The organism is Carboxylicivirga longa (genome assembly GCF_050589825.1).
Classification (GTDB): Bacteria; Bacteroidota; Bacteroidia; order Bacteroidales; family Marinilabiliaceae; genus Carboxylicivirga; species Carboxylicivirga longa.
Genome location: NZ_JBNGOZ010000001.1, coordinates 50,943 through 77,442 on the forward strand (window position 1 = coordinate 50,943; position 26,500 = coordinate 77,442).

General features: G+C 43.5%; 21 protein-coding genes and 1 riboswitch. Of the genes, 10 read left to right on the forward strand and 11 right to left on the reverse strand.

The annotated features are described in order from the left end of the window. Window positions 1-9: 9 nt before the first annotated feature. The gene (locus ACRD7A_RS00215) at window positions 10-1,545 is read right to left on the reverse strand and encodes an acyl-CoA carboxylase subunit beta (protein ID WP_430809318.1); all 1,536 of its coding nucleotides are present in this window, start codon (window positions 1,543-1,545) and stop codon (window positions 10-12) included. A 222-nt stretch (window positions 1,546-1,767) separates the two neighbouring features. Further along, window positions 1,768-1,968, reverse strand: a riboswitch (cobalamin riboswitch). 110 nt (window positions 1,969-2,078) lie between these two features. After that, the gene (locus ACRD7A_RS00220; protein ID WP_430809319.1) at window positions 2,079-2,747 is read right to left on the reverse strand and encodes an HAD family hydrolase; all 669 of its coding nucleotides are present in this window, start codon (window positions 2,745-2,747) and stop codon (window positions 2,079-2,081) included. A 65-nt stretch (window positions 2,748-2,812) separates the two neighbouring features. On the opposite strand from ACRD7A_RS00220, the gene ACRD7A_RS00225 reads away from it, so the two are divergent. The 5 genes from ACRD7A_RS00225 to ACRD7A_RS00245 all read left to right on the forward strand — a co-directional run bounded on the left by ACRD7A_RS00225 (window position 2,813) and on the right by ACRD7A_RS00245 (window position 9,107). Next, a complete protein-coding gene (locus ACRD7A_RS00225) occupies window positions 2,813-3,472 on the forward strand; it encodes a B3/B4 domain-containing protein (RefSeq protein WP_430809320.1) in 660 nt (219 codons plus the stop codon). Between the two features lie 320 nt (window positions 3,473-3,792). Beyond that, entirely contained in the window at window positions 3,793-4,578 is a 786-nt protein-coding gene (locus ACRD7A_RS00230) for an MBL fold metallo-hydrolase (RefSeq protein ID WP_430809321.1), read from the forward strand. A gap of 205 nt (window positions 4,579-4,783) precedes the next feature. Further along, window positions 4,784-5,947, forward strand: coding sequence for a DUF819 family protein (locus tag ACRD7A_RS00235; protein ID WP_430809322.1), 1,164 nt, complete (start codon window positions 4,784-4,786; stop codon window positions 5,945-5,947). Window positions 5,948-6,181: 234 nt separating this feature from the next. Continuing rightward, window positions 6,182-7,732: a beta-N-acetylhexosaminidase gene (locus ACRD7A_RS00240; RefSeq protein ID WP_430809323.1), complete on the forward strand. Its 1,551-nt coding sequence runs from the start codon at window positions 6,182-6,184 to the stop codon at window positions 7,730-7,732. Between the two features lie 268 nt (window positions 7,733-8,000). Beyond that, window positions 8,001-9,107: a methyl-accepting chemotaxis protein gene (locus ACRD7A_RS00245; RefSeq protein ID WP_430809324.1), complete on the forward strand. Its 1,107-nt coding sequence runs from the start codon at window positions 8,001-8,003 to the stop codon at window positions 9,105-9,107. Between the two features lie 107 nt (window positions 9,108-9,214). Here the strand turns inward: ACRD7A_RS00245 and ACRD7A_RS00250 are convergent, their stop codons facing one another. From ACRD7A_RS00250 to ACRD7A_RS00260, 3 genes are read right to left on the reverse strand one after another with little or no spacing between them, the layout of a single operon-like run. Then, entirely contained in the window at window positions 9,215-9,751 is a 537-nt protein-coding gene (locus ACRD7A_RS00250) for an RsmD family RNA methyltransferase (protein ID WP_430809325.1), read from the reverse strand. After that, window positions 9,742-10,596 carry a DUF3822 family protein gene (locus tag ACRD7A_RS00255; protein ID WP_430809326.1) on the reverse strand — a complete coding sequence of 285 codons (855 nt, stop codon included), beginning with the start codon at window positions 10,594-10,596 and terminating at the stop codon, window positions 9,742-9,744. The genes ACRD7A_RS00250 and ACRD7A_RS00255 overlap by 10 nt, the downstream gene beginning before the upstream one ends. A gap of 4 nt (window positions 10,597-10,600) precedes the next feature. Then, on the reverse strand, window positions 10,601-11,233 hold the full coding sequence (locus tag ACRD7A_RS00260) for a hypothetical protein (RefSeq protein ID WP_430809327.1): 633 nt from the start codon (window positions 11,231-11,233) through the stop codon (window positions 10,601-10,603). An 89-nt stretch (window positions 11,234-11,322) separates the two neighbouring features. Here ACRD7A_RS00260 and ACRD7A_RS00265 point away from each other — a divergent pair, with 89 nt between their 5' ends. Then, window positions 11,323-12,750, forward strand: a complete 1,428-nt coding sequence (locus tag ACRD7A_RS00265) for an ATP-dependent DNA helicase (RefSeq protein WP_430809328.1) — start codon at window positions 11,323-11,325, stop codon at window positions 12,748-12,750. 84 nt (window positions 12,751-12,834) lie between these two features. On the opposite strand, the gene ACRD7A_RS00270 is transcribed toward ACRD7A_RS00265, so the two are convergent. The 6 genes from ACRD7A_RS00270 to ACRD7A_RS00295 all read right to left on the reverse strand — a co-directional run bounded on the left by ACRD7A_RS00270 (window position 12,835) and on the right by ACRD7A_RS00295 (window position 19,396). After that, window positions 12,835-14,583, reverse strand: a complete 1,749-nt coding sequence (locus ACRD7A_RS00270; RefSeq protein ID WP_430809329.1) for a phospho-sugar mutase — start codon at window positions 14,581-14,583, stop codon at window positions 12,835-12,837. A gap of 25 nt (window positions 14,584-14,608) precedes the next feature. Next, window positions 14,609-15,484, reverse strand: a complete 876-nt coding sequence (gene rfbD / locus ACRD7A_RS00275; protein ID WP_430809330.1) for a dTDP-4-dehydrorhamnose reductase — start codon at window positions 15,482-15,484, stop codon at window positions 14,609-14,611. Next, the gene (rfbC, locus tag ACRD7A_RS00280; RefSeq protein ID WP_430809331.1) at window positions 15,481-16,041 is read right to left on the reverse strand and encodes a dTDP-4-dehydrorhamnose 3,5-epimerase; all 561 of its coding nucleotides are present in this window, start codon (window positions 16,039-16,041) and stop codon (window positions 15,481-15,483) included. Before rfbC ends, rfbD begins: the two co-directional genes overlap by 4 nt. Before the next feature lie 87 nt (window positions 16,042-16,128). Then, window positions 16,129-17,004 carry a glucose-1-phosphate thymidylyltransferase RfbA gene (gene rfbA, locus ACRD7A_RS00285; protein WP_430809332.1) on the reverse strand — a complete coding sequence of 292 codons (876 nt, stop codon included), beginning with the start codon at window positions 17,002-17,004 and terminating at the stop codon, window positions 16,129-16,131. A gap of 29 nt (window positions 17,005-17,033) precedes the next feature. Next, a complete protein-coding gene (locus ACRD7A_RS00290; RefSeq protein ID WP_430809333.1) occupies window positions 17,034-17,984 on the reverse strand; it encodes a UDP-glucuronic acid decarboxylase family protein in 951 nt (316 codons plus the stop codon). A gap of 86 nt (window positions 17,985-18,070) precedes the next feature. Then, on the reverse strand, window positions 18,071-19,396 hold the full coding sequence (locus tag ACRD7A_RS00295; protein WP_430809334.1) for a UDP-glucose dehydrogenase family protein: 1,326 nt from the start codon (window positions 19,394-19,396) through the stop codon (window positions 18,071-18,073). A 371-nt stretch (window positions 19,397-19,767) separates the two neighbouring features. Between ACRD7A_RS00295 and rpsA the strand changes: the two genes are divergently transcribed. From rpsA to ACRD7A_RS00315, 4 genes are all read left to right on the forward strand, one after another. Continuing rightward, window positions 19,768-21,624 carry a 30S ribosomal protein S1 gene (gene rpsA, locus ACRD7A_RS00300; protein ID WP_430809335.1) on the forward strand — a complete coding sequence of 619 codons (1,857 nt, stop codon included), beginning with the start codon at window positions 19,768-19,770 and terminating at the stop codon, window positions 21,622-21,624. Between the two features lie 17 nt (window positions 21,625-21,641). After that, the gene (locus tag ACRD7A_RS00305) at window positions 21,642-21,998 is read left to right on the forward strand and encodes an STAS domain-containing protein (protein WP_430809336.1); all 357 of its coding nucleotides are present in this window, start codon (window positions 21,642-21,644) and stop codon (window positions 21,996-21,998) included. After that, window positions 21,998-22,912 carry a ribonuclease Z gene (locus ACRD7A_RS00310; RefSeq protein ID WP_430809337.1) on the forward strand — a complete coding sequence of 305 codons (915 nt, stop codon included), beginning with the start codon at window positions 21,998-22,000 and terminating at the stop codon, window positions 22,910-22,912. The genes ACRD7A_RS00305 and ACRD7A_RS00310 overlap by 1 nt, the downstream gene beginning before the upstream one ends. Window positions 22,913-23,243: 331 nt before the next feature. Beyond that, on the forward strand, window positions 23,244-26,495 hold the full coding sequence (locus ACRD7A_RS00315) for a SusC/RagA family TonB-linked outer membrane protein (protein WP_430809338.1): 3,252 nt from the start codon (window positions 23,244-23,246) through the stop codon (window positions 26,493-26,495). Window positions 26,496-26,500 lie beyond the last annotated feature (5 nt).

A 26,500-nucleotide genomic window follows, 5' to 3' on the forward strand; every position in this document is an offset into this window, starting at 1 on the left:
TTCAGTTTTTTACATTGGAATATTTCCGTGTTTACGCGGAGATTTCTGTTCGAACTTGTTTTCTAGTAGTGAGAAAGCAGAGATCAATACCTCACGTGTTTTTGCGGGTTCTATCACCTCGTCAACATAGCCTTTTTCTTCCGCGATAAATGGATTGGCAATGTTGTTTTTATAATCATCCACCAGCTGACGCTTAAGTTCATCAGGATCGTTTGCCTCGCTCAGCTCTTTGCGATTCAGTATTTTTATGGCGCCCTCGGGTCCCATCACCGCAATTTCAGCCGATGGCCAGGCATAATTCATATCACCGCCCATGTTTTTACTGTTCATCACAATGTAGGCGCCACCATAGGCTTTTCTAATGATTACTGTAATTTTGGGTACGGTGGCTTCGGCAAAAGCATACAGTAGTTTAGCACCGTGCATAATAATGGCATTGTGCTCCTGGTTTTTACCCGGCATAAAGCCCGGCACATCTTCCAGTACCAGCACCGGAATATTAAAGGCATCGCAAAAACGCACAAAACGGGCGGCTTTGCGCGATGCATTGATATCCAGTGTACCCGCCATTACTTTTGGTTGATTGGCGATGATTCCTATAACTTTTCGATCCAGGCGGGCGAAGCCGGTAATGATATTCTGCGCGTGTCCTTCTGCCACTTCAAAAAAGGAATCCACATCCACAATGCGCTCGATAATATCAATCATATCGTAGGGCTTGCCTGAGTCCTCGGGCAATATGTAGGAGATGTTTTCGCTGTTGCGCGGCGTGATGTCATCCCAGTTTAATACGGGAGGCTGCTCCAGGTGGTTAGAAGGAAGGTACGACAGGAGCTTCTTCACGCCCAGCAGGCAATGTTCCTCATCGTTATACACAAAATCGGTTACGCCCGAAGCAGAGCCATGTACTTCGGCACCGCCCAGGTCTTCAAAGGTAATGTCCTCGTTCAATACTTCTTTTACCACCTGTGGGCCGGTAACAAACATGTGCGAGGTGTGTTTTACCATAAAACGGAAGTCGGTGAGAGCCGGTGAATAGACAGCACCGCCGGCAGCAGGGCCGAGTATAACAGATATCTGCGGCACAATGCCCGAGGCTTTTACGTTATTACGAAAAATACCGGCATAACCGGCCAAACTGGCTACCCCTTCCTGTATGCGTGCACCACCCGAATCGATGAGTCCGATGACAGGATGCCCCATATTGGCCGCCAGTTCCTGCACTTTCTGAATTTTTTGCGCATGAACAAGCCCCAGGGAGCCTCCCATAATATTAAAATCCTGGGCGTACACCATTACTTTACGGCCGTTGATGGTGCCGTAGCCACAGATTACACCATCGCCATAATTTTTGGCTTCTTTATCGGGTTTGATCAAGGCGCCTATCTCGTGAAAGCTGCCCTCGTCGAATAAAAAGTCGATACGCTCGCGGGCTGTTAGCTTGCCCTTATCGTGTTGTTTCTTATAATAATCACCTGTGTATTGATCATTCAGCTTATCTTTCCGCTCATGAAAAACTTTGTAAGCCTTTCTGTTTTCCTCCATGATTATTTCAGTATTTGTTAGTTAATGTATTGATATGCTTCTGTTACCAGGCCAAACTGGCAAAGTAACGATTGAAGGCTTTAAGTTGTTTATTAAACAAAAAACAGCACGAAAATCTGTGTAAACAGAGTTCGTGGAAAAATAAAAATGTGCTGTCGCAGACGCTATAAATGCAGGGATAGAATTAAGATCCGATACCTGCTTTGTGTCGCGAAAGCAAATATCATTCAAATATTAAAGACAGGTCTCCTGGCTTTCCCGACTCTTAACACCTTCCCAACTGTCATATGCAGTCAGTGGTTAATCCGCTAAAAGTACATACCGTCTATACGGCACGAGATCACAGTTGCGCGTCAGCCCATGATTTACACATGGTTCCCTATTAAACCCTTGTTACGGGGTGTCTTAATGACAAAAATTTGAATGAACGAGCGGCAAAAGTAGTAAAATTCCTTTATTTGCGTGCTCATTATGCACAGGCAACAATTGTTTTTGATTTCACAATTAGCCTCGTATTTTACTGATTAAATGATTTAGTGAGATATAAAAGCCTTGTACAGAGCTGTTGTGTTTTCAAATAAAGAATCAGCACCTGCACTGATTAAGACGTCATCCGGCAGTTTACCCGTGTTAACAGCAAGGCAGCGTAAGCCAGCCGCCTTGGCCGATTCAACGCCCATAGGTGCGTTTTCCACTACAAGGCATTGGTCTTTGCTCAGTCCACTGCGTTGCCAGGCGATCAGGTAAGGTTCAGGGTGGGGTTTGCCCTGTTTTACATCTGCACCACTGATAATGTTGCTCGCCTCCACCTTAAATTGGGCATTTAATTTATCAACGAGCGAGGGTTGCCTGGATCCGGTTACCACAAAGACCTGAACCCCATTTTTTCTCAGAAACTCAATCAGTTCTTGCATCATGGGTAACACCGGAGCTTTAGGGCGTTTTGCCATAAGTTCCGTCTTTAAAGTATAAACAGCTTCCTCTTCATCCCGGGTGGGTAATCGGTGAAGGTACTTTTCAAAAGCGATTCTGATGGTTGCATAGCCGGTTCGTCCTTCATTCATATATGCCTCTTCTGGCGGAAAATTGATGCCGTATTTTTTAAGTGAATGGATCCACGTGTATTCATGACTAGGCATGGAGTCAAACAAAACACCATCCATATCAAAAAACACCGCTTTTATATCATCGAGGACTTGCATTGGCTTTACTTTTGGCCCCAAAGTAATATATTTTTTTACTTATTTTGCAGGCTTAATTCCATTGCATGCTAATTAAAATTGAAGAGCCGTTAAGGGCAAAACTTCCCGATTTGATATTAGGAGGTTTTGTTACTGATGTGAAGGTGGCTGCCGCTAATGATCAGCTACAATCATTAATGGATAAGGAGGTTGAAGTATTGGCTGCCCAATATACACCTGCGTTAATCCGTGAATTATCGCCCGTAAAAGCGAATAAAAATGCTTATCGAACCCTGGGCAAAGATCCCAATCGCTATCGTCCGGCTGCCGAATCCCTATTGAGAAGAGTAGCTGGTGGTAAAGGATTGTATCGCATTAATAATGTGGTTGATATACTAAATATTACCTCATTGAAAACCGGTTTCTCAATCTGTGGCTATAACTATGATGCCATTGAAGGAGATGTGAGTATGGGTATTGGTGAGGCTAATGAAGCCTATGAGGGCATTGGCAGGGGGGATTTGAATATTGAGAGATTACCGGTTTTTCGCGATGCTTTAGGTGCATTTGGTAATCCTACCAGTGATTCAACACGCACTATGGTGAGTGATGTTACTTCAAAGTTTTTGATGATTGTTATTGGCTTTGACGGAAAAGACGCCATCAATGATGCTCTGGATGATACCCTCCATTTGCTTCAAAAATATGCGGAAGGAAAAGAGATCGAACGATTTTTTGTGGAGTAGGTAGGGATGAGAGGGGAGTGAGGTGAGTCTAGCAGTAGGATTATGGATCTTAACTAGCTTCCCGCCACGCGCCACAAGCTGCTAACCCCTAATAACTAACAACTAATTTGGACAAGCCAGAAAAGTACAAAGTATCAAGATTTGAGTATCAAGACTATTGGCAGCTTGCTTATATTTTCTGCCAAAAATTACAGGAATTCAATTGATAGACACTAACAACTAACCCCTAATAACTAACAGCTAACAACTAACCCTTAACAACTAGCAACTAACCCCTAATAGCTAATAGCTAGCAACTAACCACTAACAACTAACAGTCAATGATACAAGTTTGTGCGATCGCCTCGGGAAGTAACGGCAATTGTTATTACATCGGAAATGAAAAGGAAGCCATATTGGTGGATGCGGGTATTTCGCGCCGTCAGATTTTGAAGCGGATGCGCGAGATGCGTCTGGATATTGCTAAGGTGAAGGCCGTGTTTATCTCACACGAGCACTCTGATCATATTAAGGGATTACGTGTATTGTGCGATATGCATGGCATTGATGCCTACCTTACACGCGATACACTACAAAAGGCACATCGTAATTATCATCCGGAGACAGCGCAGGTGTTCGAAGCAGGTGATGTGCTTTGTGTGGGTCCATTTACCGTTCACACCTTCGGTAAGCAACATGATGCCATCGACCCCACGAGCTTTCGCGTAGAAATAGAGGGGCAAAGCATAGGTGTGATGACCGATATTGGTTGTGCCTGCGATGCTGTGAAATCCCATTTGGCGGCCTGCGATCATGTTTTTCTAGAGAGCAATTATGATGAGCGCCTACTGGAGGAAGGACCCTACCCTTATTACCTTAAGCAGCGGGTTAAATCCGATCATGGACACCTGAGTAACCGTCAGGCGGTTGAATTGGTTGAGCAATTGAAGCCGGGTAAGTTAAAGACGCTTTTTCTTTCGCACATTTCAGCCGATAATAACCGTGTGGAGATTGCGATGAAGGCCTTTGAGCACCTTTCAAATCGTTATCGTATTTTGCCTACCAATCGCTATGCGCCATCAGAAGTGTTAATCATCGGGGAGGAGCAGTTGGCTTTGTTTAGTTAATAAAATTAGAAAAAGTAAGAAGTGAGAGGTGAGTAATGAGTAGGGTGCGATGAGAAATGGGAAGTGAGAAATTGCAAAAAAACTGTGGGACTGTTGAAATGTAATACGGATTACTGACTTCGGACTTGGATTTCGAGTTTTACAATAATTATCGAGCTGCCAATCGCTATCAGCTAGCGGCTAGTAGCTATAAGCTTTTGAAAATATGAATTCTTTAATACAGGCAGATCAGCATTTTTTAGTTTTAACAATGGTGGTGGCGGCAGCCGCTTTTGGTATTTGGTCAGAGTATAAAAAGTGGTTTGGCAAGGTATCAGGCATTTTAGTCACCATGATTTCCATGTCTATATTGGCCATGGCAGGTGTTGTGCCTGTGGGTTCGGGTACTAATGTGTCGGTGCCTGTTTACGATATGGTATTTGATTATTTTATACCGGTGTCGATTCCACTGCTTTTATTCAGCTCTAATATTCTTAAAATAATAAGGGAAAGCGGTAAGTTGCTACTGGCCTTTATCGTTGGCGCAGTGGGGGTCGTTGTTGGTTGTTTTGTAGCAGCTTCTGTGATCGATCTGGGAGCCGATTCAGGCAATACAGCCGGCGTGATTGCTGCCACCCTGGTGGGAGGCAGTATCAATTTTGTGGCTACGGGCGAAACCTTAAATTTCAGCACCAATCCCTATTTTTCTGCCACCATTGCGGTAGATAACTTCGCTGCCAATTTGTATGTCTTGTTTTTATTCCTGGTTCCTGCCTTGGCCTTTTTAAAGCGCTTTTGGAGTCCAACGCCTGTAGAGCCGGCAGACGAAGGTAAAGAACAGGGGGAACAGGCTCCTGTTACCATGGAACGGATGGCTATTGCATTGTTTTTAGCCATTGGTATTGCAGCCTTGGGAGGCTGGCTGTCCCCATTTATTCAGCATTTAATTGGTACCGAGTTAAATTTAAGTATTCTGCTAATTACGTTGTTGGCACTACTGGTAGCTAACCTTTTTCCGGCACGTTTAAAGCCTTTGGAAAACACATCTTTTAGCATAGGCTTGTGGATGATGTATGCTTTTTTGGCGGTTATTGGTGCTTCCACCAATATTTATGAGGTTTTAAAGGTTGGACCCTCACTGCTCTTGTTTTACCTGATAATAATGGTGTTTCATTTTTTGTTTCTTACGGCAAGCGCCCGTTTGTTCAAGTTGAATGTATACGACGTTATTGTAGCCTCAGCTGCGAATGTCATGGGACCTTCTGTGGCAGCACCTATGGCAGCTTCGTTGGGGCAAAAGCGCATGGTAACACCGGCAATTCTAGTGGGTATTTTAGGGTATGTGATGGGTACTTTTATTGGTGTAAGTATTGCGATAGTTCTCAGCTAGGCGATGCAAAAAAAGCAACAACCCAGGTACAATTTTTAGTTTATTAAAACGGCGTTTTCAGAGAAGGAGTTAAAGATGCTTGAAAAGGGCCTTGATTTGTTTTACGAGATTGCCTGAATGATCAATGCCTTAACAGGGACAGTTTCTTTGAATTGTGTATATTTGACTGCGTACTTATATTCCTTAGTACATGCCATAAGTATGCTCTAAAACCGATAAACTAAAATAATTACTATGTGTAGAAATGTAATGACAGCAATTGCTGTAGTGCTGATAATGCAGCTGGTAGTTTCGTGCCATCAGCCTATCCCAGCTGATTTATCCAAAGCCAGCCTGATTCCTCTTCCGGTAGAGTTAAATGCAGGTGGAAGCTCCTTTCAACTTACCGAGAAGTCTGATATTTATGTAAGTGAAGGAAATGGCGAATTAACCCTGGTGGCGCAGAGTCTGGCCAGCGAGATAGCGCGAATTACCGGTATTCAGCCTGCGGTTACCGAAGTGGCTCATACGCCGGCTAAAGGGATATATCTGCATCTTAATACCGAACAAAGTACAAAAAATAGTGAAGGGTATTCGTTAGCCATAGGAGAAAGAAAAGTGGAGCTGAGTGCAAAAGCGCCCGCTGGCTTGTTCAGAGGTGTTCAAACACTGGTTCAAAGTCTTGTTAAAGGCGGGGAGGAGCAATCTGTTTGGCTTATTCCTTCCGGAAAAATTATTGATTACCCGCAATATGCTTACCGTGGCATGATGCTGGATGTGGCTCGTCATTTTTTCTCGGTTGAGGATGTGAAAAGAGTGATTGATTTAGCAGCTATGTATAAGATCAATGTTTTGCACCTGCATTTAACAGATGATCAGGGCTGGCGTATTGAAATCAAATCGTGGCCTAAGCTGGCTACTGTGGGTGGAAGTACCCAAGTAGGCGGTGGCGAAGGTGGTTTTTACACCCAAGAGCAATTCAAGGATATTGTTCGCTATGCCAGCGAGCGATATATAACCGTGGTACCGGAGATTGATATGCCTGGGCATACCAACGCGGCTGTGGTGGCTTATCCTGAGCTCAACGGGAATAAAAAGAAGGCCCAATTATATACCGGCACTAAAGTGGGGTTCAGTACCTTGGCCACGCGCAAGGAAGTGACCTATCAGTTTGTGGATGATGTGATCCGCGAGATGGCTGCGCTGACCGAGGGGCCTTATTTGCATATTGGAGGCGATGAGTCGCACGTAACAGAAGATGATGATTATGTGTACTTCATTAATCGCACCAAAGAAATTGTTAAGAAGTATAATAAAATAATGATTGGGTGGGATGAAATCGCGCATGCTGATGTCAATGCTGAAGACATTGTACAGTATTGGGCTAAGGATAAAAATGCCAGCTTAGGGGCAGAAAAAGGCGCTAAAGTGCTTTTATCGCCTTCAACACGGACCTATCTGGATATGAAATACGATTCAACTACGCACATTGGCTTGGCTTGGTCAGGCCTGATTGAAATAGATCAATCGTATAACTGGTATCCTGCAGAATTGATTGAAGGAATTGATAATAACCACATCCTGGGTATTGAATCGCCACTTTGGACTGAAACAGTGGAAACGATGGATGATATTGATTACCTTACTTTTCCTCGTTTAATTGGGCACGCCGAAATTGGTTGGTCTCCGGCTTCTCACTTAAATTGGGAGAGTTTTAGAAAACGTCTGGCACAGCACGGAAAGGTTTTGAAAGATTTAGAGGTTAACTTTTACCAGTCAGATCAAATACCGTGGGTAATGGACTAGTAAAGAACCTAATAGAGTATAAACTATTGACCAGTTCCAGAGTCTTATCAAAGATAAAGGGGCTGGTCTTTTTTTTCACCATAATCTGAAAAGGATTCACTAGCAGAAGCGATCAGTTAATTCTAGGTTACGAATGAATTGGTAGAATATTCTGTTTTCGTTCACATTTTTTAAGTTAATCAGGATAACCTTTACACAGCTATTCCGTACTTAGGAGTTGATTTGCCGCAGGGCACTCTTGAATCTACTATGAACTAAGGAAAAAATTATGAGTGAATTATTGTTGGAGTTATTAAAATCGTCAGTGGCCATTCCGGTGGCAATTATCATATTGAAGTTGATTTTTAAAAAATCAATCATGTTCAGGATGAGCTTGTTGCTCGTGTCTTTTGTTATTTTGGTGGCAATGCTGAAGACCATAGAGTTTTATCTAGGTTCTTTTTTTACATATATCGTTACGCCTGTTAATATTTTGCTTGGGGTGGGTGTTTTTATGTATATTAATAAAATGGTTCGTCAACCTCTTGACAGTGCCATTGTGGAATTGCAAGAGCTGGCAGAAGGTAATCTGAACAATGACTTGAAGTACATCGAATCCAACAATGAATTGGGGCAGTTAAACAATGCCATGAAGAATTTATCAGACCGCCTGAAAGAAGTGATGCAAAATATTGAAGGTGGTGCCAATGAGGTGTTGCAGGCCAGTCATCTAATAAATAAAACAGCCGAGGACTTGTCATCTGGTTCAGCGGAGCAGGCTTCCTCATTGGAGGAAGTATCGACAACCATGGAGGAGATAGCCGGTAATGTGGCCAGTAATGCCGATAATGCGCGGCAAACATCGCTCAATGCCAAAGAATCGTCGGCTATGATTGTGCAGGTGGCTGATGTTTCTGATACCAGTTACAAGGCGGTAAGTACCATCTCCGAAAAGGTTACCGTGATTCATGAAATTGCTCGTCAAACCAATATTTTGGCTTTGAATGCTGCTGTGGAAGCAGCTCGTGCAGGCGATATGGGTAAGGGTTTTGCTGTTGTGGCAGCAGAGGTGCGTAAGCTGGCAGAAAATAGTAAAAAGGCAGCTGATGAAATTGTGAGCATGAGTGATTCGAGCCGCAGTGAAACGGAGATGGCAAATGCTATGCTTAAGGAGATGCAGCCACAAGTGGAGGCAACAGCTAGTCTGGTGGAGGAGATATCCATGGCAAGCATTGAGCAGAACAATGGAGTGGATCAGGTGAATGGTGCTATTCAGCAAATGAATGCAACAACGCAACAAAATGCGGCGGCGGCCGAGGCCTTAGCAGCCAGTTCGGTTGAACTAACTAAGCAGGCAGATGAGCTTATGCAGTCCATCGCCTATTTTAGACTTTAAATAGCTTGTTTATCGGATGACTTGAGTTTTGTAGTAATTTTCATGTCATCCGATAAGTTTCAGTCCGTTTTGGTAGCCATAGCCCCATAATTTTTTGAGACGCTTCCTTAGGCTTGAAAAAAGGAGAAATGCACCTTGCCGTATTTTTTTACTTCTTTAAAATGAGGATGTGTGTCAAAGCTCATCTTATCAGAATGCTCTAAAATAAAGACTCCTTCGTCAGTGAGTAAGTTATTTTCAAAAAAGCGGTCGGGTAGTGTCTCAAAATCCTTCATGTCGAATGGAGGATCGGCAAAAACCAGATCATAATGCTTGGGACTTTTCTTGATAAACTTTAGCACATCGGCTTTGAAGACCTTAATGGCATCTTCCAGGTTAAACTCTTTAACCATTGACTTGATATAGCTGAAATGCTTATAGTTGAGCTCCACCGTTGTAATATCACTACAGCCTCTTGAAGCAAACTCATAGGAGATACTGCCGGTGCCGCCAAATAAATCCAGTACGGTAAGCTCATCGAAATACAGGCGGTTGTTCAACACGTTAAACAAACTTTCGCGGGCGATGTCGGTGGTTGGACGTGCCGAAAAGCTTTTGGGAGGTGAGAAACGCCGGCCTTTAAGTTTGCCGCTTATTATACGCATATTGCCAGATTAAACAGGTTATGAAAGTTAAGTTTATCACCATCTTTAATACGCATACTGTTGCTGAATTTAAAATGAGTGGTTGGATCGCTTATTTTTGTTTGCCGCAGATAGTTTTTTAATTCTCTAAATAGGGGACTTTGTTTATCGTCCAGCCCATGTATTAGTACATTCGTTTTATCGGCCTCCAGCTTAAGCTGTTCAAAGGCAAATAAAACAAAGTACAAAAAGTCATTGGTGTTGCTGTACGAATAGGAGTTGCACAACACCATCTTACGGTCTTTAATCACCAGCAAATCAAAGAAGGTACTGTGTATACCTATGTGCATCACCACATCGCGTTTCTTTTGCTGACTGGCAATCAGGCAGGTTTCAATAAAAGGCGAGTAGTGTTGGTAAAACTCAATGTTGTCGAATTGCGTTTTCGCCAGATGATACATAAATCGGGGTATGCTGAAAAGATTCCAGGCATCGGCCATTTTAATTTTCTGTGCTACCAGCTCCACGGGATCATTACCCAGCGGATGATTCAGGCTGAACAGGTCAGTATGCCTTGTGTTGTCATACAAAGCACCCGGCACTAGGGTGGCTCGCGGTGACTCGTAAAGGAAAAAAACCTTTTTGTAGGACAGTTGTAATAATTCCTCTTTCAGCAGTACCTCCTGAGTTTTAATATTGTCCTTGCTATTGTCGTTAAACGGTATATTGGCGAAGGCAATATAAGTGTTGATTACCGGGTCGAGCACACAAAAAGAAAGTCCACCCGATGAGGATCGGATGGACAGAAAATAAGATGTTGTAATGTTCGTGTCAAACGATTGATCGACAACGTATTTCTTGGTCATATAATTATTCCCAGTTACCAGCGTTATTGTTAGCGGCTTCTAACGAACCTACTTTAAGACCTGGATATCTTTCCAGCTTCTCGGTCTTGTCGTTTAGGTTAATAATTTCCTGTTTCTCAAGTCCGGCCAGGTAAATGTTGTTGTGCACTTTGGCTTCAAAAACCTGCACCTTCACACCAGAACCAGTAACTACGATACCAGCTCCCATTTCGTAAGTTTTGTCGCCATTAACAAAAGGAACAAATTTTAATGAGTCAACCGGGTAGTTGTCGGGGAATAGAGAGTCTTTCACACTCACGCGAATGGTGTCACGACTGATAATTCCCAGTGCCAGTGCTTTTACTTCGGTCATGCCTGCTTCACGCATACTGTCGGTTAAGCTACCTTCTTTTTTAACCAATGGAAGCGAGTCGCTTAGGATGAAGTTGATTAATGTATCGTAGCTACCTGTATACTTACCAAAAACAGACTTGTAAGCCACCTGGGCATCTCTGGTGAGCATCAGTTTTTCAACGTTAGCGGCTTGTCGCAAGGCATGCTGCTCCTGAAAACGAATTGGCTTATTGATACTCTCAACACATAAATAACCAAGCGCGATAATTGCAATAGTAAGAACAATCTGAATAACTGTTTTCATTATCTTCGGATTTTTGTTTTAGTTTGAAGTCACAAATTTAAAAAAAAAATCAAACTACGGTTTTTTATTAGCTTATATCTATATTAAAAATGCTAAATAATCATATTTCGACATTAATACGCAATAAATTTCCCTTCCAAGCCACCCAGTCGCAGTCAACTTTGATTGATGGCTTAGGTGATTTTCTGGTGCAGGAGGCATCACCGGCCGTTTGTCTTATAAAAGGATTTGCCGGAACGGGTAAAACATCGCTGATGAAAGCCTTTACTGATGTGCTGGCTGAGATGAAGATGCCTTGCCAGCTGATGGCACCCACGGGACGGGCAGCCAAGGTGTTGAGTAAATATACTGGTAAGCCGGCTTATACCATTCATAAGCTTATCTATCGTCGTCAATCATCGAACGATGATTTTGGCAGCTTTAATCTCAATTATAATAAGGCAAAGGATGCAGTTTTTATTGTTGATGAGGCGTCTATGATCTCTAATAACTGCTTGGATTACACTGCTTTTGGTAGTGGGCGTCTTTTGGAGGATCTGCTCAACTTTGTGTTTAGTAATAAAGGTTGCCGATTAGTGCTTATTGGTGATGTTGCTCAGTTGCCACCGGTAGGATTTGAGGAGAGCCCTGCATTGGATAAGTTGTACCTTGAGAGTTTGGGCATGCAGGTGCAGGATTTCTTTTTAAGTGACGTAGTGCGTCAGGAGCAAGATAGTGGTATTTTATACAATGCTACTAAGTTGCGATTGATGATGGATGAATATTTGACACCACCGGTCTACCCGGCACTGGAGGCCAAGAGTTACCCCGATTTTAAACGTATTAGCGGCGAGGAGCTGATTGATGCCTTGAGTTGGTGTCAGGAGCATTACGGGCTGGACGAAACCCTGGTGGTCTGCCGGAGCAATAAGCGTGCTAACCTGTTTAACAAGGGGATAAGAGCCAGTGTTTTATATCGTGAGGAGGAGCTGACGGTGACCGACCACTTGCTAATTATGAAAAATAACTATCATTGGTTAAAGGATAGTAAAGAGGCCGATTTTATTGCCAATGGCGATATTGCCGAAGTGGTACGTATTAATGGTTATGAGGAGTTGTATGATCGTCGTTTTGCCAATCTTACCTTGCGCCTTACTGATTATGAGCATCTCGAAATCGATGTGAAGGTGATTTTAGACGCTTTGCACACCGATACTGCCGGATTTTCAAAGGAGGAGCAGGAGGCCTTTTTTCGCAGTGTAATGGAGGATTATGAGGAGGAGAAATCGCAGCGTAAGAAATATGAGAAAGTAAAAGAAAACCCCTACTATAATGCATTGCAGGTGAAGTATGCGTATGCCATGACCTGCCATAAATCGCAAGGTGGGCAGTGGAAGGCGGTATTTATCGATCAGGGATACATACCCGAAGAGCAGATGGGGCTTGGGTATTTCAGGTGGCTATACACGGCCATCACCCGCGCAACAGAGCGTGTTTACCTGGTTAACTTTAAGGATGAGTTTTTTGAAGAAGATTGATTTTTTACGAAGCAGGCAGAAGTGATATAATTAAAAAACGGGATGCAATGATGCATCCCGTTTTTAATGTGTTTTTGAGTATTATTAAATACCTAAATCTTTAACGATATTATTGATAATGGTATCTGCTTTTTCGTTGGCCAGGTAGAACTCGTCCTTGCTGTTCATCGGCACTTTCACCTCAAAGTAAAACTTAATTTTAGGTTCAGTACCCGAGGGTCGAACAGATACCTTATAGCCATTTTCGGTGAAAAACTGCAGCACATTGGAAGTGGCCGGCAAGTCAATGGTTTCATGATTATTCTCCAACACGTGAAAAGCATCCAGCTTGCTGTAGTCTTTGATTACGCTCACCTTATCGCCCGCCAGAGTTTGTGGAGGCGTTGAGCGGAAATTAGCCATTAGCTGTTTGATCTCATCAGCACCTGATTTTCCTTCGCGCACGATGTAAATCATTTTTTCCTTTGAGAAGCCATACTCCATATAAATATCCTGCAACACATCAAACAGTGTTTTGCCGTTATCTTTGGCCCAAGCAGCAATTTCTGCTGCAATGGTGATGGCTGCCACTGCATCTTTATCGCGCACATAGTCGCCGGGTAAGAAACCATAGGACTCTTCGCCGCCACAGATGTATTTTTTCTGCCCTTCCAGTTCACGAATAACCTTCGCAATCCACTTAAAACCGGTGTAAACATCGAAATACTCAATGCCGCTCTTTACGGCAATGTCTTTCATCAGCTCCGATGTAACAATTGTTTTAACAATGTATTCTTTGCCGGTCAGGCGTCCTGTTTCCTTCCATTTCTTAAGTATGTACCAGGTAAGTAAGATGGCCGTTTGGTTTCCGTTTACCAGCACAAACTCACCCTTTTCGTTGCGTACGGCAATGCCCAGGCGGTCACTGTCGGGGTCGGAGGCCATTACAATATCTGCCGCTGTCTCGCGGGCTTTGTTAAGCGCCATCTCCAGTGCGGCCGGCTCTTCGGGGTTGGGTGAAATAACTGTAGGGAACTCGCCGCTTACTACATCCTGCTCCGGTACGTTAATCACGTTTTCAAAGCCGCACTTACGCAAAGCCGCCGGAATCATTTTCACACCTGTGCCGTGGATGGGTGAGTACACAATTTTAAGGTCTTTATTACGGTCTATCACATCCTGATCAAGCACTAGGCTCTTCACCTGTTCCAGGTATTGCTGATCCATTTCTTCACCCAATGTTTCGATCAGTGCCTTATTGCCCTGGAATTTAATTTCATCGGTTGAAGTAATTTTATTCACTTCGTCAATCACATTGGTGTCATGGGGGGCTGTTAGCTGAGCACCATCGTTCCAGTAGGCTTTGTATCCATTATAGGCCTTGGGATTGTGCGAGGCGGTTATAATAACACCACTCTGGCAGCCCAGCTGGCGGATGGCGTAGGATATTTCAGGTGTAGGACGTAAGTCGTCAAACATATAAGCTTTAATACCATTGGCGCTGAAAATGTCGGCTACTACCTCGGAAAATAAGCGGCTGTTATTGCGGCAGTCGTGCCCAATTACCACGCTTATCTGCTCTACTTCGCTAAAGTTCTTTTTTAGGTAGTTGGCCAAACCTTGTGTGGCGGCTCCCACGGTGTAACGGTTCATGCGGTTGGATCCGGCTCCCATAATGCCGCGTAGACCTCCTGTGCCGAATTCCAGGTCTTTATAGAAAGAGTCGATTAGTTCTGTTTTATCGTCCTTCTCCATCATGGCTTTGATGGCGTCTTTCGTCTCGGTATCGTAGTTGCCATCGAGCCACGCCTGGGCTTTTTTAACAACGTCGCTTAATACATCCTGATTTTGCATAATTATAATAGTTGGTGTTAGTTATTTATTCGTTCGTCAGTACAGATATACAGTGTTTAAGACTGTCGATCCAGTACGGTATTTCAAGTTGATAGGTCGATTTTAGTTTGGCCTTGTTCAGCACGCTGTAGTGCGGACGGGGAGCAGGCGTAGGATAGTCCTTTGTTTCGATGGGTAGTACTTTACACTGTATGCCTGCCAGCCTGTGTATGGCCAGGGTGAAATCGTACCAGCTGGCAACGCCTTCGTTGCTATAATGGTAAATGCCCGGAGTAAAGGGGATGGTGCCCGCCATGTCGTGCCTGATAATGCGCAGGATAACATCGGCCAGATCGTCGGCGTAGGTGGGACTTCCAATCTGGTCGTAAATAACCTTCAGCTCGTTACGCTCCCGACCCAGTCGCAGCATGGTCTTTACAAAGTTATTGCCATGGGGCGAATATAGCCACGATGTTCGCAGTATAATGGATTGCTGATTATGATCCAGCAGGTACTTTTCGCCATCGCGTTTTGATTGACCATAGACCGATTGTGGTGCGGTGCTGTCTTCTTCCGTGTAAGGACGATAATTGGTGCCATCAAACACATAATCGGTGGATACATGCACTACTTTGGCGCCTTTTTCGTGTGCCGACCTGCCAATAGTTCTCAGCGCCTCTGCATTGATTTTAAAGGCCAGTGAGGATTCATCCTCGGCTTTATCAACGGCTGTGTAGGCGGTACAGTTAACGATGTATGAATAATGATCAGCCCTGATGGTACGGGTTAGATCTTCAGTATTGGTAACATCCAGGGTTTCTAATGAAGTGAAGGTGAAATGAGCCTCCAGACTATTGCACTTCGCCTTGATGGACAGTCCCAATTGTCCCTCCGATCCGATAACTAAAATTTTTGGTGTCATATGCTGTAAACAAAGTTACGATCGGCTTCCTTAAAGGATGGCAATATGCTGTCTTTGGATGATATGATGACTTTATTTGCCGGTATTTTCCAATCGATGTTCAGGGTAGTATCATTAAAGGCAATCCCTCTTTCAGCTTCCTGATTATAGTAATTATCGCACTTATACATTATGGTAGCCTTTTCGCTCAGAACTGAAAAGCCATGTGCAAACCCCTGGGGGATAAAAAACTGGTATTCATTCTCTTCTGATAGCTCTATGGCATAGTGTTGCCCAAAAGTGGGCGAGTTTTTTCGTAAATCAACAGCCACATCAAGTACCCTTCCTTCAATTGCCTGAATGAGTTTACACTGCGAAAAAGGAGCAAGCTGATAGTGCAATCCGCGGATGACACCATAGCTTGATTTGGAGATGTTATCCTGAATAAAATCTGCTGTGATACCGGCCTCCTTATACCGTATAGCAGAATAGGACTCGAGGAATGCACCCCGTTTATCACGATAAACTTCCGGTTTGATTATAAGGAGGTTGGGTATGTCTGTTTTTATTATTTCCATGAATTACGATTTGACTACAAATATAGCGAGATAATAAGTTTATTATCCAAATCCTTTAATGATTTATAAGTAAAGTGGTGTTAAAAATTATTGATTGGCAATTTTCACCAGGTACTGCCCGTATTCATTTTTCATGAGTGGCTCGGCCAGTTTCAGTAGTTGAGTTTTGTCAATGTAACCTCTCGAAAAGGCAATCTCCTCGATACATGCCACCTTAAGTCCTTGACGGTTTTCGATGGTGGAGATGAAATTGGAAGCCTGCAAAAGACTGTCGTGTGTGCCCGTATCGAGCCATGCCGATCCTCTGCCCAGCATCATCATCTTAAGGCGCTGCTCTTTCAGGTAAAGAGAATTGAGGTCGGTGATCTCCAGCTCACCGCGCTTCGATGGCTTTAATGCCTCGGCTTTCTTTACCACATCGTTGGAGTAAAAATACAATCCTGTAACGGCATAGTTACTCTTGGGCTTTTCAGGTTTTTCCTCGAGGGATAGCACCTGACCCTCCTCATCGAACTCAGCCACTCCATAGCGCTGCGGATCATTTACATAATAGCCAAATATTACGGCTCCGTCTTCGGTTTTGCTGGCTTCGTGCAGTAACTTACTGAAGTCGAAGGAATAGAAGATGTTATCCCCTAGTACCAGTGCAACATCGTCATCACCAATAAATTCTTCTCCAATAATGAAGGCCTGTGCCAGACCATCGGGAGAGGGCTGTTCGGCATAACTGATATTGAGACCCAGCTCAGCACCATCCTCAAAAAGGTGTTGGTAAAGGGGCAGATCCTGCGGAGTGCTGATAATAAGGATATCGCGTATGCCGGCCAGCATAAGAACCGATAATGGGTAGTAAATCATCGGTTTGTTGTATACCGGAATAATTTGTTTTGAGATGCTTTTGGTAATGGGGTAGAGGCGTGTGCCTGAGCCTCCCGCTAAAATTATGCCTTTGCGTTTTTTCATAGTTATTGTAATTAAGTACGTTTTGATATTTAGGCCTCGCCGTTTTTTAAGAGTTTATCAAAATATTCTATGGTATGAGTTAATCCCTCGCGTAGTTGTATATTGGGTTGCCAGTTATTGAGTTTCTCCTTTGCCAAAGCAATATCGGGTTGGCGCTGCAAGGGATCGTCGGCCGGCAGAGGCAGATAGGTGATTTTTGACTTGGAGTTGGTAAGTTCAATAACCGCCTGTGCCAGTTCAAGCATGGTAAACTCGTTGGGGTTGCCAATGTTAACAGGGCCACTAAAATCCGGGTTGTTCATCATGCGAATCATCCCCTCCACCAGGTCATCGACATATTGAAAGCTGCGGGTTTGCTTACCATCGCCAAAGATGGTGATGTCCTCACCCCTTAAGGCTTGCACAATAAAGTTGGATACCACACGCCCGTCGTTGGGGTTCATGCGGGGGCCGTAGGTGTTAAATATGCGGATGATACGGATATCCACATCATTCTGCTGGTGGTAGTTGACAAACAAGCTCTCGGCGCAGCGCTTTCCTTCATCGTAGCAAGAGCGGATACCAATGGGATTTACGTTACCCCAGTAGTCTTCCTTTTGGGGATGTACAAGCGGATCGCCGTATACTTCGCTGGTAGAGGCTTGCAATATGCGTGCTTTAATACGCTTGGCCAGTCCCAGCATATTAATGGCGCCCATTACCGATGTTTTAATGGTTTTAATGGAGTTGTACTGGTAGTGAACCGGTGATGCCGGGCAGGCCAGGTTATATATTTGATCTACCTCCACGAAGTAGGGATGGGTCACATCGTGGCGTATCAATTCAAAATAAGGATTGTCCATCAGGTGCACCACATTACCTTTTGATCCGGTAAAGTAGTTATCCATACAAATTACTTCGTTGCCCTCATTCAGGAGGCGTTCGCATAAGTGAGAACCAATAAAGCCTGCACCACCTGTTATCAATACCCTGTTCTTCATCCTGTTTATGTCTTTGTAAATAAAAGGGAAAAGCCTGAAAGGTAGTAAAAAAAAACAATCAGGCTCCTCGTGTAAATTATTTGTATTTATGCATTTATGTTGGGTCGTCCTATGCTGTAATAAGTGTAACCAAACTCTTTCATTTCAGCCGGGTCGTATATGTTACGGCCATCAAAAATGACTTTGTTGCGCATAAGTTTGTCCATTACCTTATAATTCGGCATTCTGAATTCGGGCCATTCCGTAATTAATATCAGGGCGTCGGCTTCAATCAGTACATCGTAAGGGTCTTTGCCATACTCAATACTGTCTTTCAGAATATGTTTGGCCTCGTCCATAGCCACCGGGTCGTAGGCTTTAACGGTTGCCCCCAGCTCTGTTAAAGCATTGGCAACTACAACAGATGGTGCTTCGCGCATGTCGTCGGTGTGGGGTTTAAAAGATAGTCCCCACATGGCAAAAGTCTTTCCCTTAAGGTCAGGGAAGTGCTGCTTAATCTTTTTGAACAGTACTTTTTTCTGATCGTCATTCACCGCTTCCACGGCCTCTAGTATGCGTAGGTTATAGTTGTTAAGCTGTGCTGTTTTGATAATGGCCTTCACATCTTTAGGGAAGCAGGATCCTCCATAGCCGGCACCGGCATAGATAAACTTATTGCCAATGCGGGTGTCGGACCCTATGCCACGTCTTACATTGGACACGTCTGCCCCTACAATCTCGCATAGGTTAGCAATGTCATTCATAAAGCTAATTTTGGTAGCCAGCATGGCATTGGCAGCGTATTTGGTCATTTCGGCCGAGGGAACATCCATAAAAAGGATGGGGTGCCCATTTAATAAAAAGGGCTTGTAGAGGCGGCTCATCAATTTCTCTGCCCTTTCTGATTCCACACCAATTACAATACGGTCGGGTTTCAGGAAATCTTCAATGGCATTACCTTCCTTCAGAAATTCGGGGTTGGAGGCCACGTCAAATTCAAGTTCCACACCTCGTTTTTCCAGTTCGTCTTGTATGGCAGCTTTCACTTTTTGCGCTGTGGTAATGGGCACGGTGCTCTTGGTTACTACCACCAGGTAGTTATTCATGTATTTACCTATTTGGCGGGCTACTTCAAGAACGTGGCTCAGGTCGGCGCTGCCGTCTTCTCCCGGAGGTGTTCCCACAGCAATGAAAATGGCCTCTGAGTGATCCAGGCTATCACGCAGGTTGCTTGTGAAATGCAGACGCTCTTTTTCAACATTCTTCAGCACCATCTGATCCAGGCCGGGCTCGTAGATAGGAATGATACCTTGTTTAAGTTTGGCGATCTTCTCTTCGTTGATGTCGACACAGGTAACGTTAATGCCTGTGTCGGCAAAGCATGTGCCGGTTACTAATCCAACATAACCGGTTCCAACGATTGAAATTTTCATAAGCGATTGTATTTTATATAAAGGCTTTTCAAGTATTTTTAGTTTTATAAAAATGATAAGGTAGCATTTTATACCTTATTATAATAGGCAAAAGTATAATTTTTATCGACTGTTTGCTTATTTCCTGGGCGTTGAAAAGGGGCTTTTTTTGGTGGTGATGCCTTTATAGTTAGTCTTATGTCGTGTTCAAATCATTGATCAATGGTGTTTTAATCGGATGATGGCCTTGACGATGGGTGATAGAGATCGTATTTTTAAACGGTTAATTTTATTTGACTTAGAAGCTTTTAAACATCAAAAAAAGTTTCTACTTTTGCAGCGATTTTTCAATATAATGTCTAACTACTAATTAAGTAATAATTAAAACAAAAATGGCAGAAGAAAAAGTAAATGCAGAGGAGCAGGAAAAGGCTCCACAAGCAAACGAAGCGTTAGTTAATGTACCAGTTGAAGAATTTGATTGGGATAGCTATGAAGCAGGCGACGTTGTAGGTGGCGGTGCTTCTAAAGAAGAATTAGCAGAGATGTATGATAAGACTTTATCTACTATCTCAGAAAAAGAAGTTATTGAAGGTGAAGTTATTACACTTACTAAGCGTGAGGTGGTAATTAACATTGGCTTTAAGTCTGACGGTATCGTTAGCCGTAACGAATTCCGTTATAATCCTGAGTTGGCCGTAGGCGATAAAGTAGAGGTTTACGTAGAGAGCCAGGAAGATAAAAAAGGACAGCTGGTACTTTCTCACAAGAAAGCACGTGCATTACGTTCTTGGGACCGAGTAAATGAAGCGTTGGATAACGATGAAGTTATCAAAGGTTACATCAAGTGTCGTACTAAAGGTGGTATGATCGTTGACGTATTTGGTATTGAGGCCTTCTTACCAGGTTCGCAAATTGACGTTAAGCCTATTCGCGATTACGATATGTATGTGGGTAAAACAATGGAATTCAAGGTGGTTAAGATTAATCCTGAATTCAAAAACGTTGTTGTATCACACAAAGCACTTATTGAGGCTGAGCTTGAGCAGCAGAAGAAAGATATTATTTCTAAGCTTGAAAAAGGTCAGGTACTGGAAGGAACAGTTAAGAACATCACTTCTTACGGTGTCTTCATTGACCTTGGTGGCGTAGACGGATTGATTCACATTACTGACCTGTCTTGGGGTCGCGTAAATCATCCGGAAGAAATCGTTCAGTTGGATCAGAAATTGAACGTTGTAATCCTTGACTTTGATGATGAGAAGAAGCGTATTGCTTTGGGTCTGAAGCAGCTGACTGCTCACCCATGGGATTCGTTGGATTCAGAGCTTAAGGTAGGTGACATTGTTAAAGGTAAGGTGGTTGTAATGGCTGACTATGGTGCTTTCGTTGAGATTGCTGCCGGTGTTGAAGGTCTTATCCACGTATCTGAGATGTCATGGTCGCAGCACTTGAGAAGCGCACAAGACTTCTTGAAAGTGGGTGACGAAGTTGAAGCTATGGTACTGACACTGGATCGCGAAGAGCGTAAGATGTCATTGGGTATTAAGCAGCTGAAGGCTGATCCATGGGAGAAGATCGAAGAGAAATATGCTGTTGGTTCGAAGCATGCCGCTACCGTGCGTAACTTCACTAACTTCGGTGTGTTTGTTGAGATCGAAGAGGGTATCGATGGATTGATTCACATCTCTGACCTGTCATGGACTAAGAAGATTAAGCACCCTGCTGAATTTACAGCAATCGGTGATTCAATCGAAGTGGTAGTGTTGGAAATCGATAAAGATAACCGTCGCTTAAGCTTAGGTCACAAGCAGCTTGAAGAGAACCCATGGGATGTATTCGAAGATATTTTCACTGTGGATTCAATTCACGAAGGTACCATTGTTGACGTTTTCGATAAAGGCGCTGTAATTGCATTGCAGTATGGTGTTGAAGGATTTGCTACTCCACGTCACTTGGTGAAAGAAGATGGAGCCCCTGCTAAAGTTGATGAGAAACTTGATTTTAAAGTAATTGAGTTTAATAAGGCAGCTAAGCGTATTATCCTTTCTCACTCTCGTACCTTCGAAGATGATATTAAGTCGGAAGAGGTTTCTGCCAAGAAAGCTGCTGCAAAAGCAACTAAAAAAGGCGTGAAGAAGTTGAATGATAACTTAGAAAAGACTACTTTAGGAGATATTTCGGAGTTGGCCAAGCTAAAAAATAAGCTGGAAGCTAGCGAAGGAAAAGCCGAAGGAGATAAGGAATAAGTTAAAAACAACGATATATGGACTTCAAGATTGACAAATTAGATGATTTTACGCTGGTTCAGGTGTTAAAAGAGAAGATGGATACCCATGTGGCACCTACACTCAAGTCGGAACTGGTACTCTTGTCTGGAAATGGTGAAAAGAATATTTTGCTGGATTTGGGGAAGTGTAATTATTGTGATTCGTCTGGTTTAAGTGCGATTTTGGTGGCCAATCGCTTGTGTAAAAATGCTGATGGTGTCTTTGTTTTGGCCGGCTTACAGCCTGCTGTCGAACGCCTGATTACGGTGTCGCAGCTCGATTCGGTATTGAACATTGCACCATCGCTCGATGATGGTATTCAGATGATTCGTAAAGCCATTGAAGCTAATTAATGGCCCTATCGCTGACCATCCTCGGTAGTAATTCAGCATTACCTACATCGGATAGATATCCTACCGCTCAGATACTGCGTGTATCTGAGCGGTTTTTTTTAATTGACTGTGGCGAAGGCACGCAGATGCAGCTGCGCCGCAATAAGATTAATTTTTCAAAGATTAATCATATTTTCCTGTCTCATCTGCATGGCGATCATGTATTTGGTTTGATGGGATTGATTTCTACTTTTGGCCTTCTTGGGCGCCGCAAAGCCTTAATTATTCATGCGCATCCCGATCTGGAAGACCTCCTGAAACCGCATCTTGAATATTTCTGTGCCGATTTGCCTTATCAGATTGTTTTTGAGGCTTTGAACTATGATGAGCCCAAGCTTATTTACGAAGACAAAAAGGTAATTGTAAAGTCTTTTCCGCTGTCGCATCGTGTACCTACTTGTGGTTTTTTATTTGAGGAGAAGGCGAAACAGCCCAATGTTCGCAAGGCCGCCATTGCGCGTTATAACCTTACGGTGCCCGAGATTGTGGCGATCAAAGCAGGGCAGCCGTTTATTGGGGAAGATGGACAGCCTGTTCCCACTGAGGAATTGCTGATTCCCGCACCCAAGCCCTTGTCTTATGCCTTTTGTTCTGATACCCGCTATTTTCGACGTATTATTCCCATTATTAAAGAGGTTAGCTTGCTTTACCACGAAGCTACCTTCCTGCATGAGCTGAAAGATCTGGCCAAACGAACCAGTCATACCACTGCGAAACAGGCAGCTACTATTGCCCGCGATGCCGGGGCTGGACAATTGCTTCTAGGACACTTTTCCAGCCGGTATCATAATTTACAGCCCTTTGAGCAGGAGGCCAAAGCGATTTTTGAAAATACGGTGCTGGTTCGCGATAATCAAACCTTCGAGTTGGAATAGCGATTATGGTCCTCATCTGTGTATGTCTACTTCTTGTCATGAAGTGAAGTTTCATTTGCGGAACGACTCTATAGCTGCCTTGAAATTGTGAACCATTCTATCAAACCTACTGCACACTCATCTCGTCCTTCTTAAAAAATGTAAAAAAAATCTAACATTCTTCAATTTAACTCAATCCTATATGGAAAAAGGGATTGAGCGTATTGTGTGTAAGGATAGTTTATTGCATGATGTGAAATAAATAATGCAAGCGCTTGCGCAATATCTAATTTTGGTTAATATTTGTATGCAAATAATAAATCCGAATATCGTTTAACCAAAATTAAGTCAGATGAATGAAAAATCTATCAATAACGCTATCCCCCAGGGAGGTGTTATGAAATTCAACAGGCGATTACTTTGTATTTTAGTAGCTGCTTTGTTGCTTGTTCCAGTGCAACTTTTTGCACAAGAGCAAATATTAGTAAGCGGAAGCGTCAGCGATCCCGAAGGGTTTACGCTGCCGGGCGTGAATGTATCTGTGAAGGGTACTACCAATGGAACTATTACTGATACTGAAGGCAATTTTACCCTTACTGTGGCCAGCGACGCCGTTTTGCAGGTGAGTTTTGTGGGGTACAAAATGCAGGAAATACCCGTAGCTGGTCAATCTGTTATTCGCGTGATTCTAGAGGAGGATATCACAGATTTAAGTGAAGTGGTGGTTACCGCTCTGGGTATTAAGCGTGATAAAAAGGCCTTGGGATATTCGGTTACCGAGGTAAGTGCCGAAGATATAGCTCGTAATGGAGAGATGAATGCTATGGCCAGTTTGGCCGGTAAAGTGGCTGGAGTGGACATCACCCAAACCTCCGCTGGTCCATCTGGTTCAAAGCGCGTGGTTATTCGTGGTATTAGCGAATTGGAAGGATCTAATCAGCCGCTGTATGTGATTGATGGTGTTCCGGTTGATAATTCAAGCATGGGGCAGGCCACCGAATGGGGCGGCTTCGATCTGGGAGATGGTACATCTGATCTTAACTCCGAAGATATTGAGTCTATTTCAGTATTAAAAGGTGCCTCGGCTTCAGCTTTGTATGGTAGTCGGGCGTTGAATGGTGTTGTTTTAATCACCACAAAATCCGGAAGCAAAGGTCAGAAGGGGCTGGGCGTGGAAATCAACTCCTCGGCAACCATCGATCAGGTATCCACCAAGCTGGATGATTATCAAACGGTTTATGGGCAGGGAAATAATGGGCTACTGCCTCGCGAGGGACAGCCGGCGAACAGCGCGACAACGGCCTGGGGGCCAAAGCTCAATCCTTCCATTATGCTTCGTCAGCAGGATGGGAATGAGTATCCCTATGCTTTGGTAGATGATAATGTGCAGGGTTTCTTCAGGTTGGGAAAAACCTTTAATAATAGTGTAGCTTTATCATCGGGTGGCGAAAAGGGAAGTGTTCGTTTTTCTTATACCAATGTGCACAACGAAGATATTATCCCACAAAGTGGCCTGAACCGTAACACTTTTAACTTGCGGGCCTTAACAGAGATAAACAGCTTTATGGAGTTGGATGCAAAGGCTACTTATATAGCCGATAAGGTTAATAACCGTCCGGCAATGACCGACGAGGTGACTAATATTGGTAACGGACTGGTGGGTCTGGCGCCTAACTTCGATCAGGCCTGGTTGCAAACGTATACCGATGAGGATGGTAATTACATAGACTACACAGGGAATGATTATCGTGCTAACCCATACTGGACACTGAACGAAACTTTTAACCAAAGTCGAAAAAACAGATTTGTAGGTTTTGCATCATTAAACGTGAGCCTGACTAAGGACTTGAAGTTAAGGTTAAAATCTGGTATTGATCGATACAGCAGTCGCTTTGTTAATTTCTACGATAAAAATACGCCCACCAAAGCCGGAGGTGTTTATAATGAAATCAATACGGATGCTCAGGAAATAAATTACGAAGCCCTTCTGAGTTATACAAAAGCTTTCGGAGACTGGGATCTTTCTGCCAATGTGGGTGGAAATATTATGCAGAACAATATTAAAACCAATAATATTGCCGGTTCCAATATTATAGAGCCGGGTATTGCCAGCATCATCAACTTTACCAATGTTGAGGTGTTGCCCAGTGAATATCGTAAGGAGATTCAGAGCATATATGCCTTTGCCCAATTGGGTTATAAGGATTTTGCATTTATCGATGTAACAGGTCGTAATGACTGGTCTTCGACACTACCCTCCAACAATAATTCCTATTTCTACCCATCCGTTTCTGGTAGCTTTATTTTTACCGATGCTGCTGATTTGAATTTGCCCTGGTTGACTTATGGTAAGTTGCGTGCCTCGTATGCTCAGGTAGGTAGCGATACGGATCCTTATCGTCTGGCATTAACTTATGCCTTAACAGGAAAGTCATACAACGGAATGCCAACAGGTGAAATAATGGGTGATTTCGTACCCAATTCCGATTTGTTGTCGCAAACCACCAGCTCGTGGGAAGTGGGTACCGATTTACGCTTCTTTAACAATGCTCTTGGGTTGGATTTTACTTATTATGAGCAAACTACCGATGACCAGATTTTGAATGTTGAACTGCCTGTGGTATCAGGTTATAAAAATGCCATTCTTAATTCTGGTTCGCTCGAAAATAAAGGCATTGAACTTCAGTTGACGGCAAGGCCTTTTAAAGGTAATTTCTCGTGGGACATTGTTGTGAACTATACTAAGGTTTGGAATAAAGTGGTGAGTCTTCATGAAGATGTGGATGCTTATACCATAGCCAATGCGCGCTGGTCGGGAGTGACGGTAGTGGCTCTGGCAGGCGAAGAGTTTGGTACCATCATGGGTAATGCCTATGTGCGCGATCCGGAAGGCAATGTAGTGCATGATGCCTCTACCGGTATGCCCCTTGTTTCTGAGACTCCGCAAAAGATTGGAAGCATCCTGCCGGACTGGACAGGTGGTATGATCAACACCTTCTCTTATAAGAATTTCACACTAAAGGCAAATCTGGATATTCGCATTGGTGGTGATATCTATTCGATTACCAACCGTCAGATGGTAGATGGAGGTACGCATGCTATTACTCAGCCTGGTCGCGAAGGATTCAACGATTGGGCTAAGCGCAATGACGATGCCCGAAATGAATGGATAGGAGGTGGTAATAATCCGGATGATTATGTGCCTCTCGAATTTGACAATGGATTTGTAGGACAGGGTGTTAAGTTGGTAGGTGTTGATGAGGAAGGTAATAACATATATGAGAAAAATGATGTGATTACCAATCCGCAGAGCTACTGGAGACATACCTCTGCCAATATTCCGGAATCCAATGTTTATGATGCCAGCTATGTTAAAATAAGAGATTTGAGTTTAGGGTATTCAGTACCCAAGCAATTCCTCAAGAATACGCCCATACAGGGTCTTACCCTTACGGTTGTTGGGCGTAACCTGTTTACCCTGCACAAAAATGTGCCTAACATCGATCCGGAATCGACTTATAACAACGGTAACGGACAAGGCCTTGAGTATGGCTCATTGCCTACGCGCCGTCACTATGGTTTTAACTTGAATATTAAGTTCTAATAAAT